Raw genomic sequence first — 15,666 nt, forward strand, 5'->3', positions numbered from 1 at the left:
CGTCGAGCCGACCGAGCTCGCGGATGTCAGGAGCGTTCATGGACGACGACTCGGCCGCACCGACCGACGGCACGCCGCTGCGCGGCCGTTCCGACCCGGCGGACGAGTCGCCGGGGCCCAAGCGGGCGGGCACCTTCGTCTATCCCCTGCCGGGAACCCTGACCGGTAACGGCGCGTCCGCCCCGCACTCGGTGGGAAGCCACGCGGCGGACCACGACGTCGCCGACGAGGCCGGTGGCAACGGCACCGATCCGCTCTCGCTGCCGAGCTTCGACGAGATCGTCGCCGGCACGAACGGCGTCGCCGCGGACAGCACGCCGACCGCCGCGTCGCGCCGCAACTCGATGGGAGTGGCATCCGTGCGGATCGCGGCGCGACTGGCGCACACCGAACTCGCCGCCCGCGCGCAGCGGCCCCCCGCCTCCGACCCGACGATCGGCACCGACGAACTGCTCACCCTGCTCGGCGAGTACCTCGTCGCGGGCGGGTTCGAGAACCCGGAGATCCGCGCCGTGCTGGGCGGCCAGGAGATCGTCGTCGACCTGCTCGCGCCGCAGCGCAGCGCACGCTGACGCCCGCATCCGCGCCCCCGCCGGTCGGCAACGCACGAAACAACCCGCACTGCTGAGGATTTCGTGCGCGGATGCGTCGTCTCGTCGCGCCCCACTCCCCGCGCGGGACTGCGGCCGGCCGAGCGTCTACTCCCGGAACAGCCCCGCGACGACGGCCGGGTCCACCTCGCCGATCCCCCGCGGCGACCACGACGGGTTGCGGTCCTTGTCGACGAGCACCGCGCGCACCCCCTCGGCGAAGTCGGGCTCGGCGGTGATCCGCACCGCGACCTCGAGTTCCCGCGCGAAGCACTCGCCCAGGGTGCTCTCGGCGCCGCGACGCAGCAGCTCCGCGGTGGCCCAGAGGCTCGTCGGGGACGCCGCGCACAGCGCCGCGCGGGTGGTGACGGCCCACTGCTCGTCGAGGTCGTGGTCGCCGGAGAGCCGTTCGACGGCGTCGGCGACGGTGCCGTCGCCGAACACCGCGTCGATGTCGGCGTAGCGGTCGGCGATCGCCGATGCGGGGGCCGCCTCGGCGAACTCGTCGAGCGCCAGCTGCCAGTGTCCCTCGCGGATCCGGTCGGCGAGGGCTTCGATCCGGTGACTGGGAACGAAGTGGGTGGCCAGGCCGACGGCGATGGCGTCGCCCGCGTCGGCGCGGGCGCCGGTCAGCGCCAGATACAGGCCGACCGCGTCGCAGCGGGCGGTGGTGCCGCGCAGCCGCGGCAGGAAGTGGCTGGCGCCGACGTCGGGGATGAAGCCGATCGCCGTCTCCGGCATCGCCAGCATCGCCTTCTCCGTCACGACGCGCACCGCGCCGTGTACCGAGATGCCCAGCCCGCCGCCCATCGTGACGCCGTCGAGGAGCGCGAGATACGGCTTGGGGTAGGTGGCGACCAGTTCGTCGAGCCGGTACTCGTTCGCGAAGTAGTCCCGCACCGTGGCGGTGTCGCCGGCCACGGCGGCGTCCCGCACCGGCTTGATGTCGCCGCCCGCGCAGAACGCCCGGTCGGATGCGCTGGTGACCAGCACCGCGGTGATCTCGGGGTCGTCGCGCCACGCCAGCAGGGCCTCGTACATGTCGCGGATCATCGACGAGTCGAGGGCGTTGAGCGCCACCGGCCGGTCGAGCACCACCTCGCCGATGCCGTTGGCGACGCGGGTGCGGATGAAGGTGTCGGTCACGGGGCGGAGCCTACCGGGCCGCTCCCCCGACGGCCGATCGTGTGAGCCCGGCGGCGCGCGTGTCGAACTCGGCGCACCGCGGCCTACTGTCCGGTACCGGCGGTGCCGTCCTGCCGGCGACCGGTCGGGGGGCCGATGAGCAGCCAGCGGTGCCCGAACGGATCGAGCAGCGTGGCGTTGCGGTGACCGTGGCTCTCGGCGATCCAGCGCTCGACGGTGCCGCCGGCGTCGTGGGCCTTCGCGAGAACGGCGTCGGTGTCGGCGACCGGCAGCATCAGGCTCACCGACGTCGCGCCGGCCTCGGGCGCGGCCAGGCCCATCTCGGGGAACTCCTCCGCGAGGTAGACCATTCCGGTCGGAAAGACCAGCTCGGCGTGCCCGATCCGGCCGTCCTCCAGCACCACGGGGTCCGCGGCCAGTGTCGCGCCGAACACCTGCCGGTACCAGTCGATGGCGCTGCGGGCGCGCGCCACGATGAGATACGGGAGCGCACCGGCCCGGGGGAAGACTTCGGTGTCGGTCGCGGTCATCGGGCGGGGTCCCCTCCTCTCGGGTGGTTCAGGATGCGCGGGGCGGCTGCTGCAGCAGCGACCACCGGTTCGACGTGAGCCGGAAGCTGGGCATGTCGGACACGGATGTGACTGTCTCCCAGTTTCTTTCGTATCCGGTATGGGAGATGCGCCAGCTCCCGTCGGAGCAACGCACATAGCGGTCGTGGTAGTAGGCGGACCCGCGCATCACCAGCCCGTCCTCGGGCACCACCACCGTGTCGGCCAGGAACCAGATGCCCGTGGCCGTGTCGCCCTCGACGTCGATCTCGGGATGGCCACAGTGATGTTCGGTGATGACGTGGGATCCGAGGGTGTTCTCGAGGAAGTTCAGGAACGCGTCGCGCGACTCGAAACTCAGGTGCTCGCCGTAGACGGCGGTGGCCTCGGGAACCATGGTGTCGGCCAGTTCGATCCACGACTTCGTGTCGAGCGCCCGCGCGTAGCGGTACTTCAGCCGCTCGATCTCACCTATCGCCTGCAGATCCATTCTCGCGCCTCCCACCACAGGTAAGACCTGTCAGCCAGGCTAGCCGGGATCACCCTCGGAGGGTATCGATTTCGGCGGCTCGCCGGGCAATTCGATTGCAGTTAGGTCACGGCACCTGGATCGTGTTCCCGTTCCGCGACCAGCGCCCGGATCGCGGCGTCGACGAGCGTGCGGGCATAGGCGTCGTCGTCCGCCGCCGATCCCGGGTCGGCGAGGGAGAACAGCACGTGACTGAGCGCCGCGCCGGTGACCATCTCGAGCAGCAGGGTCACCGAGACCGCCGGGGGCAGCTCGCCCCGCTCGACCGCCCGCAGCACGATGGTGCGGGCCGCGACGAGGCGGCTCCGGTTGAGCGTGGTGGTCAGGTTGGCCAGCAGGTCCGGGTGCACGCGGGCGTCGAGCGCGACGCGCAGGCTCACCAGCCCGGGCGTGGTGCGGTAGCCGCGCAGCAGCTGGGTGACGAGCTCGACCAGGTCCGAGCGCAACGATCCGGTGTCGATCGGCACCGGCAGCGGGCTGCGCGCCTCGAGGGCCTGCACGAGCAACTCGTCCTTGGTGGCCCAGCGCCGGTACAGCGCCGCGCGGCCCACCCGGGCGCGCCTGCCGACCGCGTCGATGGTGAAGCCGCGCCAGCTGGTCTCGGAGTAGACCTCGATCACCGCGTCGTAGACGCGGTCCTCGAGGTCGGCGTCGCGGGGTCGGCCCCGGCGACGGACGGTCGGCTCGGTCACGGTCTGCAGTGTGCCAGACACCCCACCCCATTTACAGACTGAATCAGTCCGTATTAGTGTGCGGGTGACCGATCCCAGGACAACTCCCCCGAGGACCGCCATGACCGACCCTGCCCGGGTACCCGTCGTCGTCGGCGTCGGCGACCTGCGCTCCGGACGCGCCGGCGCCCCCGCCGACCCCCGCGAACCGCTCGACCTGATCCACGAGGCCGCCGTGGCCGCCCTCGCCGACTCCGGTGCCGACGGACTCGCCCAGCGCATCGACTCCGTGTACGCCGTCAAGACCGCGAGCTGGGCGTACGACGACCTGCCCGCCCTGCTCGCCGCGCGTCTCGGCGCCGCAGCGGTCCGCACCCACACCAGCCCCATCGGCGGGCACTGGCCGGCCGCCCTGCTCGACCGGATCGCCCACGAGATCGCCACCGGCGCCGCGGGTGTCGCGCTGCTCGTCGGCGGCGAGTCCCAGGCCTCGGTCACCGCCGCGACGAAGACCGGCACCGACCCGGCCACGCTCGGCTGGACCACCGACCCCGGCGGGCCGCCGGCGTTCGACCCCGACGACCTCGGCAGCCCCGCCATGCAGCGCGCCGGGATGATCGCACCCACGCGCGTCTACCCGCTGTTCGAGACCCGGCTCAGCCACGAACTCGGTCACTCCCGCGACGAGTCGCTGGCCTGGTCCGCCCAGCTGTACGCCGCGTTCTCGGAGATCGCCGGCCGCAACCCCGCCGCCTGGAACCCGGACCTGCGCACCGCCGAGGACATCACCGCCGTCGGCCCCCGCAACCGGATGGTCACCGCCCCGTACCCGCTGCTGCTCAACGCGATGCCGTTCGTCGACCAGGCGGCCGCCGTCGTCGTCACCTCCCTCGCGACCGCCCGCGAGCTCGGCGTCGCCGAGGACCGGATCGTGTACGTGTGGGGCGGTGCGGGCGCGACCGAGCCGGCCGACATCCTCGCCCGCGCCGACTTCGGCCGGTCCGCGGCGCTGGCCGACGCCCTCGCCCGCACCCTCGAACGCACCGATCTCCGGCCGGCCGACCTCGATATCGTGGACGCCTACAGCTGCTTCCCCGTGGTGCCGAAGTTGCTCATCGAGCACCTCGGCCTGCCCCGCGAGACCGTCCCGAGCGTCACCGGCGGCCACTCGTTCTTCGGCGGACCGCTCAACAGCTACACGCTGCACTCGTTCGTCGCCGTCACGCGCCGGCTGCGCACCGACGCCGAGATCGCCCTCGTCCACGGCAACGGCGGCTACCTGACCTACCAGCACACCGTCGTGCTCGCCGCCGCCCCGCACACCCGCGGGTACGTCGGCGACCCCGAGCCTCGCGTGCTGACCGCCACCGCACCCGAGTTCGCCGCCGACTACACCGGAGAGGTCGAGATCCACACGGCCACCGCAGAATACGGACGCGACGGCCACCCGGCGATCGGGTTCCTGGTGGGCACCACCCCCGACGGCCGCCGGGTCTCCGGCTACACCGATGCGGCGGGCGCGGCGGTGCTCGCCGGCGGTCCCGACCTCGCCGGCCGCACCGTCCACGTCGTCGACCGCGGTGGCGCCCTCACCGTCACCCTGACCGACCCCGTCCCCGAGGAGACCCCCGCATGACCGAGCCCGTCGTCCTGGTCGAGCAGCGCGGCCACACGTTGCTCGTCACCATCAACCGGCCCAAGGCCGCCAACAGCATCAACGCCGACGTGCACACCGGCCTCGGCGAGGCGTGGGAACGCGCCGACAAGGATCCGGACGTGCGCGTCGTCGTCCTCACCGGCGCCGGGGACAGCGTGTTCTGCGGCGGCGCCGATCTCAAGGCGCTCGGCACCGCCGGCCCGGGTGGGGTGACCCCGCCCGAGACCGCGCACTGGGGCTTCGCCGGCGTGGTCAGGCACCACATCACCAAGCCGATCGTCGCGGCGGTCAACGGCACCGCCCTCGGCGGCGGTACCGAGCTCGCCCTCGCGAGCGACCTCGTCGTCGCCGCCGACACCGCCGAATTCGGGCTGCCCGAGGTCCACCGCGGCCTCATCGCCGGCGCCGGCGGCGTATTCCGGATCGTCGAAGCCCTCCCGCGGGCCGTCGCGATGGAGCTCGTGCTCACCGGCAAGCCGATGGCCGCGACCGACGCGCTGCGCTGGGGTCTGGTGAACCGCGTCGTTCCGCGGACCGACCTCCTCACCACCGCGCTCGAACTCGCCGACCTCGTCGCCGCCGGCGCACCCCTGGCCGTGCAGGCGAGCAAGACGATCGCGCGCGGGATCGTCGACGGCATCGTCCCGTCCGAGGAACAGGCGTGGGCCGCGACCGACGCCGCCCTGGCCCGACTGACCACCAGCGCCGACACCCTCGAGGGTGTCATGGCCTTCATGGAGAAGCGCACACCCGTCTGGAGCGGACGATGACCACGACGTTGAACAGGGAAACCTGGGACACCCCCGAGCGGGCCGCGCTGCGCCGGCTCGCCGCCGACTTCACCCGCAAGGAGATCCTCCCGCACCTCGACACCTGGGAGCGCGAGGGCGCCGTCCCGCCCGAGCTGCACCGCACGGCGGCCGACGCCGGGCTGCTCGGCGCCTCGGTCGCCGAGGAGCACGGCGGTTCCGGCGGCAACCCGCTCGACATGCTCGCGATCCTCGAGGAGATCATCCTCGCGGGCGGCTCGTCCGGCCTGATCTCCGCGTTGTTCAGCCACGGCATCGCCACCCCGCACATCGTCGCGTCCGGGAACCGGGACCTGATCGAGCGGTTCGCCCGGCCCGCCCTCGAGGGCCGGATGATCGGCTCGCTGGGTATCACCGAGCCGGGCGGGGGTTCCGACGTCGCGGGCATCCGGACCACCGCCCGCCGCGACGGCGACGAGTACGTGATCAACGGCGCCAAGCTGTACATCACCTCCGGCACGCGCGCCGATTTCGTCACCACCGCCGTCCGCACGGGTGCGGCGGGAGCCGGGGGCATCTCGCTGATCGTCGTGCCCACCGGCACACCGGGATTCACGGTCTCGCGCAAGCTCGACAAGATGGGCTGGCTGTGCTCGGACACCGCCGAGCTGTTCTACGACGACGTGCGGGTGCCCGTCGCGAACCTGATCGGCGAGGAGAACAGCGGGTTCGCACAGATCGCGCAGCAGTTCCAGGGCGAGCGGCTCTCGCTCGCGTTCCAGGCCGTCGCCACCGCGCGGCGTTGCTACGACCTGGCGGTGGAGTGGGTCCGTTCGCGCGAGACGTTCGGCCGGCCCCTGTCGAGCCGTCAGGTGGTGCGCCACCGGCTCGCGGAGACGGCAACCGAGATCGCTGCGGCCCACACCTTCTGCCGCTCCGTCGCCGAACGCTGGGTGAACGGCGAGGCGATGCTGCTCGAGACGTCGATGGCGAAGAACTTCGCCGTCCGGGTGTGCGACCACGCGGTGATGGAGTCGGTGCAGCTCTTCGGCGGCCTCGGCTGCATGCGCGAGAGCGAGGTCGAACGCCACTTCCGCGATGCCCGCGTTCTCGGCATCGGCGGCGGCACCACCGAGATCATGAACGAGATCATCAGCAAGCTGCTGGGATTGTAGGCGGCTTCGCCGCCGGTGTGTCCTTTGGGCTGCTGCTGCCGCCCAAAGGACACACCGGGGCCTACAACCCCTCTGCCAGCTCCATCCACTGCTCCTCGGCGGCCTCCTTCTCCGCGACCACGCTGCGCAGCTCGGCGTCGAGCTTCTGCAGGCGATCGGGGTCGGTGGCCGCGTCGGCGAGGTCGTGGTGCAGCTTCTCCTCGCGCTCGGTCAGCTTCGCCACGCTCCGCTCGAGCCGTGCCAGTTCCTTGCGGGCGGCGCGCTCGGCCGCACCGTCGCGCTTCGGTTGCGCCGCAATCTGGTCCGGAGTCGACGCCTTTGCCACGGTGGAGGCCGACGACGGGATGTCCCCGTCGCCCAGCGCCGCGCGCCGGCGCAGGTACTCGTCGATCCCGCCCGGGAGGTTGGTGAGCCTGCCGTCGCCGAACAGCGCCCACGTCGAGTCGCAGATCCGCTCGATCAGGTAGCGGTCGTGGGAGATGACCACCATGGTGCCCGCCCAGCCGTCCAGCAGGTCCTCGAGCTGCTGCAGGGTGTCGATGTCCAGGTCGTTGGTGGGCTCGTCGAGCAGCAGCACGTTCGGCTCGGCCATGAGCACCCGGGTCAGCTGCAGCCGTCGGCGCTCGCCGCCGGAGAGGTCTCCGACGGGGGTGCGCTGCCGCGCCGGGGTGAAGCCGAGCCGTTCGGCGAGCTGGCCGGCCGAGATCTCCTTGTCCCCCAGGGTGATCCGCTCAGCCACGTCCTTGACTGCGTCGAGCACCCGCAGGTCGGTGGGCAGGTCGTCGAGTTCCTGTCGCAGCCAACCGATCTCGACGGTCTTGCCCTGGATGCGACGACCCGACGCCGGTTCGAGTTCCCCGGCGAGGGTGCGCAGCAGCGTCGTCTTCCCCGATCCGTTGACCCCGACCAGGCCGATCCGCTCGCCCGGGCCGAGCCGCCACGTGAGGTCGTGCACCAGTTCCCGGCCGTCGGGGGTGGTCAGCGTCGCGTCCTCGAGTTCGATGACCACCCGGCCGAGGCGCCGTTTGGCGAACGACGCCAGCGCCACCGTGTCCCGCGGCGGCGGCACGTTCGCGATCAGCGACTCCGCCGCCTCGATGCGGTAGCGCGGCTTCGAGGTGCGCGCCGGAGCCCCGCGCCGCAGCCACGCCAGTTCCTTGCGCGCGAGGTTGCGGCGCCGTTCCTCCATCGCATCGGCCTGCCGGGCCCGCTCGGCGCGGGCGAAGATCCAGTCGTTGTAGCCGCCCTCGTAGCTCTCCACCTGCCCGTTCACGACCTCCCACGTGCGGGTCGCGACGGTGTCGAGGAACCACCGGTCGTGGGTGACGACGACGAGGGCGCTGCGCCGGGCGAGCAGGTGCTCGGCGAGCCACTGCACGCCCTCGACGTCGAGGTGGTTGGTGGGTTCGTCCAGCACGAGCAGGTCGAGGTCCTGCACGAGCGCGGCCGCGAGCGCGACGCGCCGTCGCTCGCCGCCGGAGAGACCGTCGACGAGCGCGTCGAGGCCGAGCCGGTCGACGCCGATGCCCGCGAGGACGGAACGGATCCGGGCGTCGCCGGCCCACTCGTGCTCGGCGACACCCAACGGCCCGAGCACGACCTGCCCGACCGTGGACCCGGGCGGCAGAACACCGCGCTGGGTGACGACCGCCATGCGCAGCCCGCCCACCCGGCTGACCCGGCCCGAGTCGGGCTCCTCGAGGCCGGTGAGGACCTCGAGCAGGGTGGTCTTGCCGCCGCCGTTGAGGCCGACGACGCCGATGCGTTCACCTTCCTGCACGCCGAGGGACACCGAGTCCAGCAGCGGCTTGATGCCGAAGGACTTCGAGACCTGTTCGAGGTTGATCAGATTCGCCACGCGGAGCAATGCCTTCCGAGAGATCAGTGGTGGGAGTTGTCGACGACGCGCGCGCCCGGGACCGGCCCGGAGGCCACGCGCACCGTCCGGCACACGCCGGCACCGGCCAGCTCGGCGCTCACCGTCACCGCCGCGGCGGCGTCGGCGCACAGGAACGCGCATGTGGGTCCGGACCCGGAGACGATGCCCGCCAGGGCCCCGGCCTCCACGCCCGCACGCAGGGTGCGCCGCAGCGCGGGCTCGAGCGACAGGGCAGCGGCCTGCAGGTCGTTGCCCAGCAGCGGCGCCAGCGCGTGTGGATCGCCGGCGGCAAGCGCCTGCAGCAGACTGTCGAGTCCGCCGACCCGGGGCGGGGAGCCCTCGGCCCGGAGCCGGTCCAGCTCGCGGAACACCACCGGGGTGGACAGGCCGCCCTTGGCGAGGGCCAGCACCCAGTGGAACGTGCCGCGGGAGAGCACGGGCACCAGGCGCTCGCCGCGCCCGGTGCCGATGGCGGTGCCGCCGTGCAGGCAGAACGGGACGTCGCTGCCCAGTTCGGCGGCGAACTCGTCGAGGTCGTCGCGGGTGAGACCGAGCCCCCACAGGGCGTCGAGGGCGACGAGCGTGGCGGCGGCATCGGTGCTGCCGCCGGCCATGCCACCCGCGACGGGAATGCCCTTGTCGATCGTGATGGCGACCTCGGGTGCGCGTCCGGCGCGCTCGGCGAGCAGGGCCGCCGCCCGCCACGCAAGGTTGCCGGCGTCGGTGGGGACAGCCGCGGCGTCGGCACCGCGTACCCGCAGGCTCAGCGTGTCGGCGCGGGCGACGGACACCTCGTCGCTCAGCGACAGCGCGTGGAAGACCGTGCGCAGCTCGTGGTATCCGTCGTCGCGCAGGTCACCGACGGCGAGGTGCAGATTCACCTTGGACGGCGCCCGCACGGTGACGGGGCTCGGAACGACGGACAGCACGGATATACAGCTTACGCACCCGCGCGGAACCGATTGCGGACGACGGCTGTCCTCGTTCACTGGCATGCTCGGGCCATGCGCGAAACGTCCGCTCGCCTGCTGCGCCTGCTGTCGCTGCTCCAGACCCGACGGGACTGGTCCGGCACCGAGCTCGCCGAGCGCCTGCAGATCACCACCCGCACGGTGCGCCGCGACGTCGACAGGCTTCGCGACCTCGGCTACCCGGTGGACGCGACCGTCGGGGTCGGCGGCGGGTACCGCCTCGGCGCGGGTGCGGAGATGCCGCCGCTGCTGCTCGACGACGAGGAGGTCGTCGCGGTGGCGGTCGCGCTGCAGTCCGGCGCGACCGGCTCGGTGACGGGCATCGGGGAGGCCTCGGGCCGCGCCCTGGCCAAGCTGCGGCAGGTGATGCCGTCGCGGTTGCGGCACCGGCTCGAAGCGCTGCGGGTGGACGTGGTCGAGCAGGCTCCGGCCGCGTCCGCGGTCGACGCGGGCCTGCTGTCCGCCGTCGCCTCGGTGTGCCACGCACACGAGCGGCTGCGCTTCGACTACCGCACGCACGACGGCGGATTCTCGCGGCGGGAGGTGGAGCCGTACCGGCTGGTGCGCTCCGGGGCACGGTGGTATCTGGTGGCGTGGGATCTGCACCGGCAGGACTGGCGGTCGTTCCGCGTCGACCGGATGGAACCGAAGATCCCCACCGGTCCGCGGTTCACCACACGCGGGCTGCCGCCCGGCGGGGCCGCGGAGTTCGTGGCCCGGGGCATCGCGCGCGGGTCGGTCCGGGTCCGGGCCCGGGTGCTGCTGCACGCGCCGTTCGAGTCGATCGCGCCCATGGTCGACGAGCAGTGGGGCACCCTCGAACCGGTCGACGACGACCATTGCGCGGTGGCGCTCGGCGGCACGTCGCTCGGGTCGATCGCGGGCTGGCTCGCGGCGTTCGACGTCGACTTCACCGTGCTGGATCCGCCGGAACTGCGGGACGCGTGCCTGCACGCGGGACGGCGCCACGAGCTGCTGGCCCGGCGATACGAACGCGCCGGCTCCGTCGCTGTGAGCGACTGAGCCGGCGCGTGCGATGACCGGATGTCACACGTATTCGATCGAACCGAACTCGTGTGACATCCGGCCGGTGAGGCGGGTGTGTCAGCCGATGACGGTGACGCCGGTGGCCTGCGGGCCCTTCTGACCCTGGCCGACCTCGAAGCTCACGCGCTGGTTCTCCTCGAGGGTGCGGAAGCCGCCGCCCTGGATCTCGGAGAAGTGCACGAAGACGTCCGCGGAGCCGTCGGCGGGGGCAATGAAGCCGAAGCCCTTTTCGCCGTTGAACCACTTCACGGTACCTTCAACCATGTTCATTCCTAAGAAGATTCGGGAAGCACCAGGCTTCCCCACTCGTCGAGCGACACATCGCCGCTCGGGTCTGTCACTCGACGGTAGAAAACGATTCCGTGTGGGCTATCGCATCCGCTCGCGACCAGAAATGCGCGAGGGGTGAACCACGAACACTACCTAACGACCGAGTGCAAGTAGATCACATCGGCGCCCGCACCGCCAGCGATATCGCCGGAACTGCCACGAAACAGCGTTGTGCCGAAACGTTTTCGCAGGACACGACGCCGACGCCCGGATACGACGACGCCGGCCCACCGACACGAAGAGGGGCCGGTCCCTGCGGACCGGCCCCTCTTCACTGCTCGGATGCACCTCTCACGGCGACACTTCCACGACGACCTCACGAGGCCGTCGGAGAAGGCACCTGCCCGGGGAACGCGCGCCGAGCGTTCGACCTACGTCAGCCGATGACGGTGACGCCGGTGGCCTGCGGGCCCTTCTGACCCTGGCCGACCTCGAAGCTCACGCGCTGGTTCTCCTCGAGGGTGCGGAAGCCGCGACCCTGGATCTCGGAGAAGTGCACGAAGACGTCCGCGGAGCCGTCGGCGGGGGCAATGAAGCCGAAGCCCTTTTCGCCGTTGAACCACTTCACGGTACCTTCAACCATTTTCAACCTCATACATCTCGGAAAGCCGTGCGGCCTTCATCTTTCGTCGAACGACACGACGTCGTCCGGGCCTGTCACTCGACGGCTGAGAAGGATTCCGTGGGAATTTCGCATCCGCTCGCAACTAGAAATGTGCGAGGGGTAAACCACGAACACACTACCTAACGACCGTGTACCAGTAGAGCACAGATCCGCCCGCCTGCCAAGCGCTGCGACGGAACCGACCCGCCCGGCGCCGTCACTGCGTACCGGCCCTGCCCGGCGCCGTCACTGCGCGGCGGCGATCCGCACGAAGGCAGCGGCGTCCAGCTTCTCCCCCCGCGTCGACGGATCGATCCCGGCGGCGAGCAGGCGTCGCTCGGCCTCCGCGGCCGAACCGGCCCAGCCGCTCAGCGCTGCCCGCAGCGTCTTGCGGCGCTGCGCGAATGCGGCATCGACGACGGCGAATACCCTGCGGCGGTGCCCCTCGTCCGTGGGCCACGGCGGCTCGGCGTAGCGGTCGATGCGCACCAGCCCGGATTCCACCTGGGGCACCGGCCAGAAGACGGCCCGGCCCACCGACCCGGCGCGACGGACGTGGCCGAAGAAGCCGGCCTTGACACTGGGCACGCCGTACACGCGGCTCCCGGGTTCGGCGGCGAGCCGATCGGCCACCTCGGCCTGCACCATCACCAGAGCCGTGCGCAGCGAGTCGAATTCGGCGAACAAGTGCAGCAGCACGGGCACCGCGACGTTGTAGGGCAGGTTCGCGACGAGCGCCGTCGGGGTGGCCGGCAGGTCGGCCGGATACACCCGCATGGCGTCCTTCAGGACGACGTCGAGCCGCCCGGCGAGGTCGGGCGCGCGGTCGGCGACCGTCGCGGGCAGGCGCTCGGCGAGCCTGGGATCGATCTCCACGGCGACGACGCGGTCGACGACGTCGAGCAGGGCGAGCGTCAGCGAGCCGAGGCCCGGGCCGACCTCGAGCACCACGTCGTCGCGGCCCACGCCGGCGACCGAGACGATGCGGCGCACCGTGTTGGCGTCGTGCACGAAGTTCTGGCCGAGTTGTTTGGTCGGCCGGACCCCGAACTCCTCCGCGAGGGCGCGCACCTCGGCGGGACCGAGCAGGGCGGCACGACCGCGAGCGGTCACGTCGGAACCGTCGCGGGCGGTCACGTCGGAACCGTCGCGAGCGGTCACGTCGGAACCGTCGCGGGGGGTCGAGCCGGGGTCGCCGGGTGAGTGGTCTGGCACGTGCCGAACCTAACGCACGCCGATGCGGGACGAGCAGGACGGCCACGCTCCCCAGCCCTGGGCACGCTGCATCCGGCTCGCGACGGCGATCTGTTCTTCCCGGGTGGCGAGGTCGGCACGGGGCGCATACTTCAGGCCGCCCTGGCGCTCCCAGGTGCTCTGGTCGAACTGCAGGCCGCCGTAGTAGCCGTTGCCGGTGTTGACGGCCCAGTCGCCGGTGGCTTCGCACTGCGCGAGGGCGTCCCAGGCGTCGCCGTTCTCGACGGGCGGCACCTCGGTTCCCGGCTTGGCGCCCACGCGCACGATGCGCGGCTGCGCCGGGGTGGTGACGACGGCGTCGATCTGTTCGCGGGTGGTCTCGACGCCGTCGACGGTGGTGACGGCGAAGGTGACGTCGTGCACGCCGGGCACGCCGGGGTTCTCGACGACCGTCCGGCTCATGTTCATGGTGGGATCCTCGATGCGCTGCTCCGGAGGCGCGAGCGGCTGAGTCTCGGTGACCCGGACCGTGCGCTGGCGGGTGACGCGGATCTCGAGGCCGTCGGTCAGCGCCGCATCGACCGCCGGCACCACCGAATCGGCCTGCTCGAGCGCCACCCCGTGCGCGGCCAGGAACTCCCCGACCGTCGGCGCCGCCATCCGCACCTGAACCGCCGGCGCACCGCCGTCGAGCAACCGCACCGTCTTCGGGCTCACCACGTCGAGCTCGGCACCCTCGAGCGGCAACCGGTGCGACCGCGACGCCGAGGTGTACACATCCGCCGCCAGCTCGAACTGCGCCAGCGCCTCGTCCACCGTCGTCGCCGTCGTCCACACCGTGCGCTCGGCACCGTCGACGCTCAGCTGCACCTCACGCGCCCGCCGCAGCACCACCGTGTCCCCGTCCGACACCTCGGCATCGACGGCCGGGGCCACCACGTCGCGCTCGCCGACGGGGTAGCCGGCGTGGGCGAGGACGGCTCGGACGTCGGTGCCCATGGTGCCCAGGGTGAGCCGGTCCCCGTCGACGTCGATCGTCACGGTCTTGTGCCGGGCGAGCGCCGTCGCGGCGCCGGCCACCAGGGTGGCCAGGAGCGCCGCGACGACGGCGTACAACAGCACGGAGCGCGAGTTGTTGATCTTCGTCAGTGGGGACACAAGCCGTACTTCTTACCGCAGTCCCATCTTGCTGGTGCACGCCGGCCAGGCTCCCCAGCCCTGCGCGGCCTGGACCTTCTCGGCGACGGCGATCTGCTGCTCGCGGCTGGCCAGGTCGGCGCGCGGCGCGTACTGGGTGCCGCCGAACGCGGCCCAGGTCTGCTGGGTGAACTGCAGACCGCCGTAGAAGCCGTTGCCGGTGTTGATGGCCCAGTTGCCGGTGGCCTCGCACTGCGCGAGGGCGTCCCAGGTGGAGGAGCGTCCGGAGGCGGGCACGGCCGGCTTCGGCTTGGTGCCGACGCGGACGATCGCAGGAGCCGGCTCCCGGACGGTGGTCGAGGCCTTCTCGGTGCGGCCGACCTCGACGCCGTCGATCGTGTGCACGTCGAGGGTCACGGTGCGCTCACCGGGAGCGCCCGGGTTGTCGAGCGCGGTCTCACCCTCGGTCATGTTCGGGTCGTCGACGCGCTGCTCGGGCGCGGGGACCGGCTGGTTCTCGATGCGGGTTTCGATGCGGTCGCGGGTGATGCGGATCTCGAGGCCGTCGGTCAGCGCCGCATCGACCGCCGGCACCACCGAATCGGCCTGCTCGAGCGCCACCCCGTGCGCGGCCAGGAACTCCCCGACCGTCGGCGCCGCCATCCGCACCTGAACCGCCGGCGCACCGCCGTCGAGCAACCGCACCGTCTTCGGGCTCACCACGTCGAGCTCGGCACCCTCGAGCGGCAACCGGTGCGACCGCGACGCCGAGGTGTACACATCCGCCGCCAGCTCGAACTGCGCCAGCGCCTCGTCCACCGTCGTCGCCGTCGTCCACACCGTGCGCTCGGCACCGTCGACGCTCAGCTGCACCTCACGCGCCCGCCGCAGCACCACCGTGTCCCCGTCCGACACCTCGGCATCGACGGCCGGGGCCACCACGTCGTGCTCGCCGACGGGGTAGCCGGCGCCGGCGAGAACGTCGCCGACCTCGGAGCTCATGGTGCTGAGCGCGATCCGCTCACCGTCCACGTCGAGGGTGAGTTCCTTGTGCTGAATCAGGGCGGCGACGCCGCCGGCCGCAAGGGTGAGGAAGAGTGCGGCGACGACCACGTACAGCGTGGGCGATTTCGCTCGGTTGATCTTGGTGAAAGGTGACACGGCTATTCCTGCACTGTCGACAACTTCGATCACGGCACGGTAACGAATCGGCATTGATACGGCAACTGCACCATTTCTACCTGCAGTTTCTCGGTAACGAGACAGGTGACGATTCGTAATTTTCGATCAATAGCCGGGCCGCGACCGAAGGTGCGGGCTAGCGTCGATTCGACGCTCGGGAAAACGTGCCGCACGACGCGCGAATTACAGAGGTGGGATTACTTTGGGTGACCGAATTCACCGTCCTCCGGCGCGGCGGAGTGCGGCGCTGCTGACCC

Annotated in this window: 16 protein-coding genes; 5 read left to right on the plus strand and 11 right to left on the minus strand. The window is 71.8% G+C overall.

Translation table 11 applies throughout. The features are described from left to right. The first annotated feature begins 38 nt into the window (after positions 1–38). Positions 39–572 (plus strand): hypothetical protein, encoded by a 534-nt coding sequence (locus OCS65_RS21720; protein ID WP_065922878.1) that lies wholly within the window; start codon positions 39–41, stop codon positions 570–572. Positions 573–698: 126 nt separating this feature from the next. On the opposite strand, the gene OCS65_RS21725 is transcribed toward OCS65_RS21720, so the two are convergent. The 4 genes from OCS65_RS21725 to OCS65_RS21740 form a co-directional block, all read right to left on the minus strand. Then, on the minus strand, positions 699–1,736 hold the full coding sequence (locus tag OCS65_RS21725; RefSeq protein ID WP_029542103.1) for an enoyl-CoA hydratase/isomerase family protein: 1,038 nt from the start codon (positions 1,734–1,736) through the stop codon (positions 699–701). An 83-nt stretch (positions 1,737–1,819) separates the two neighbouring features. Then, complete coding sequence (locus OCS65_RS21730; RefSeq protein ID WP_006938929.1) at positions 1,820–2,266, minus strand: VOC family protein; 447 nt, start codon at positions 2,264–2,266, stop codon at positions 1,820–1,822. Between the two features lie 28 nt (positions 2,267–2,294). Continuing rightward, on the minus strand, positions 2,295–2,774 hold the full coding sequence (locus OCS65_RS21735; protein WP_006938931.1) for a nuclear transport factor 2 family protein: 480 nt from the start codon (positions 2,772–2,774) through the stop codon (positions 2,295–2,297). Between the two features lie 101 nt (positions 2,775–2,875). Continuing rightward, positions 2,876–3,505, minus strand: a complete 630-nt coding sequence (locus OCS65_RS21740) for a TetR/AcrR family transcriptional regulator (protein ID WP_029542101.1) — start codon at positions 3,503–3,505, stop codon at positions 2,876–2,878. 100 nt (positions 3,506–3,605) lie between these two features. Between OCS65_RS21740 and OCS65_RS21745 the strand changes: the two genes are divergently transcribed. From OCS65_RS21745 to OCS65_RS21755, 3 genes are read left to right on the plus strand one after another with little or no spacing between them, the layout of a single operon-like run. After that, the gene (locus OCS65_RS21745) at positions 3,606–5,120 is read left to right on the plus strand and encodes an acetyl-CoA acetyltransferase (RefSeq protein WP_065922880.1); all 1,515 of its coding nucleotides are present in this window, start codon (positions 3,606–3,608) and stop codon (positions 5,118–5,120) included. Beyond that, the gene (locus OCS65_RS21750; protein WP_065922881.1) at positions 5,117–5,911 is read left to right on the plus strand and encodes an enoyl-CoA hydratase-related protein; all 795 of its coding nucleotides are present in this window, start codon (positions 5,117–5,119) and stop codon (positions 5,909–5,911) included. The genes OCS65_RS21745 and OCS65_RS21750 overlap by 4 nt, the downstream gene beginning before the upstream one ends. Further along, complete coding sequence (locus OCS65_RS21755; protein ID WP_006938938.1) at positions 5,908–7,065, plus strand: acyl-CoA dehydrogenase family protein; 1,158 nt, start codon at positions 5,908–5,910, stop codon at positions 7,063–7,065. The genes OCS65_RS21750 and OCS65_RS21755 overlap by 4 nt, the downstream gene beginning before the upstream one ends. Before the next feature lie 61 nt (positions 7,066–7,126). On the opposite strand, the gene OCS65_RS21760 is transcribed toward OCS65_RS21755, so the two are convergent. Further along, on the minus strand, positions 7,127–8,923 hold the full coding sequence (locus OCS65_RS21760; RefSeq protein ID WP_006938940.1) for an ABC-F family ATP-binding cassette domain-containing protein: 1,797 nt from the start codon (positions 8,921–8,923) through the stop codon (positions 7,127–7,129). A 23-nt stretch (positions 8,924–8,946) separates the two neighbouring features. Next, entirely contained in the window at positions 8,947–9,873 is a 927-nt protein-coding gene (locus OCS65_RS21765; protein ID WP_006938943.1) for a 4-(cytidine 5'-diphospho)-2-C-methyl-D-erythritol kinase, read from the minus strand. A gap of 75 nt (positions 9,874–9,948) precedes the next feature. On the opposite strand from OCS65_RS21765, the gene OCS65_RS21770 reads away from it, so the two are divergent. Further along, positions 9,949–10,938 carry a helix-turn-helix transcriptional regulator gene (locus tag OCS65_RS21770; protein WP_065922882.1) on the plus strand — a complete coding sequence of 330 codons (990 nt, stop codon included), beginning with the start codon at positions 9,949–9,951 and terminating at the stop codon, positions 10,936–10,938. Positions 10,939–11,019: 81 nt separating this feature from the next. Here OCS65_RS21770 and OCS65_RS21775 read toward each other — a convergent pair whose 3' ends face one another. The 5 genes from OCS65_RS21775 to OCS65_RS21795 all read right to left on the minus strand — a co-directional run bounded on the left by OCS65_RS21775 (position 11,020) and on the right by OCS65_RS21795 (position 15,388). Then, entirely contained in the window at positions 11,020–11,226 is a 207-nt protein-coding gene (locus OCS65_RS21775; protein ID WP_003937833.1) for a cold-shock protein, read from the minus strand. Between the two features lie 442 nt (positions 11,227–11,668). Then, positions 11,669–11,875 carry a cold-shock protein gene (locus OCS65_RS21780; RefSeq protein WP_003937832.1) on the minus strand — a complete coding sequence of 69 codons (207 nt, stop codon included), beginning with the start codon at positions 11,873–11,875 and terminating at the stop codon, positions 11,669–11,671. A gap of 267 nt (positions 11,876–12,142) precedes the next feature. After that, on the minus strand, positions 12,143–13,033 hold the full coding sequence (rsmA, locus tag OCS65_RS21785; RefSeq protein WP_037201475.1) for a 16S rRNA (adenine(1518)-N(6)/adenine(1519)-N(6))-dimethyltransferase RsmA: 891 nt from the start codon (positions 13,031–13,033) through the stop codon (positions 12,143–12,145). Between the two features lie 87 nt (positions 13,034–13,120). Further along, positions 13,121–14,248: a resuscitation-promoting factor gene (locus tag OCS65_RS21790; protein WP_065922883.1), complete on the minus strand. Its 1,128-nt coding sequence runs from the start codon at positions 14,246–14,248 to the stop codon at positions 13,121–13,123. A 12-nt stretch (positions 14,249–14,260) separates the two neighbouring features. After that, complete coding sequence (locus tag OCS65_RS21795) at positions 14,261–15,388, minus strand: resuscitation-promoting factor (RefSeq protein WP_029542085.1); 1,128 nt, start codon at positions 15,386–15,388, stop codon at positions 14,261–14,263. Positions 15,389–15,666: the final 278 nt, after the last annotated feature.

This window comes from Rhodococcus aetherivorans (assembly GCF_025722975.1).
Taxonomy (GTDB): domain Bacteria; phylum Actinomycetota; class Actinomycetes; order Mycobacteriales; family Mycobacteriaceae; genus Rhodococcus; species Rhodococcus aetherivorans.

Coding starts and splice junctions, on each gene's coding strand:
- OCS65_RS21720 (WP_065922878.1), top strand. CDS start 39: ATGGACGACGACTCGGCCGCACCGACCGACGGCACGCCGCTGCGCGGC.
- OCS65_RS21730 (WP_006938929.1), bottom strand. CDS start 2,266: ATGACCGCGACCGACACCGAAGTCTTCCCCCGGGCCGGTGCGCTCCCG.
- OCS65_RS21735 (WP_006938931.1), bottom strand. CDS start 2,774: ATGGATCTGCAGGCGATAGGTGAGATCGAGCGGCTGAAGTACCGCTAC.
- OCS65_RS21745 (WP_065922880.1), top strand. CDS start 3,606: ATGACCGACCCTGCCCGGGTACCCGTCGTCGTCGGCGTCGGCGACCTG.
- OCS65_RS21750 (WP_065922881.1), top strand. CDS start 5,117: ATGACCGAGCCCGTCGTCCTGGTCGAGCAGCGCGGCCACACGTTGCTC.
- OCS65_RS21755 (WP_006938938.1), top strand. CDS start 5,908: ATGACCACGACGTTGAACAGGGAAACCTGGGACACCCCCGAGCGGGCC.
- OCS65_RS21770 (WP_065922882.1), top strand. CDS start 9,949: ATGCGCGAAACGTCCGCTCGCCTGCTGCGCCTGCTGTCGCTGCTCCAG.
- OCS65_RS21775 (WP_003937833.1), bottom strand. CDS start 11,226: ATGGTTGAAGGTACCGTGAAGTGGTTCAACGGCGAAAAGGGCTTCGGC.
- OCS65_RS21780 (WP_003937832.1), bottom strand. CDS start 11,875: ATGGTTGAAGGTACCGTGAAGTGGTTCAACGGCGAAAAGGGCTTCGGC.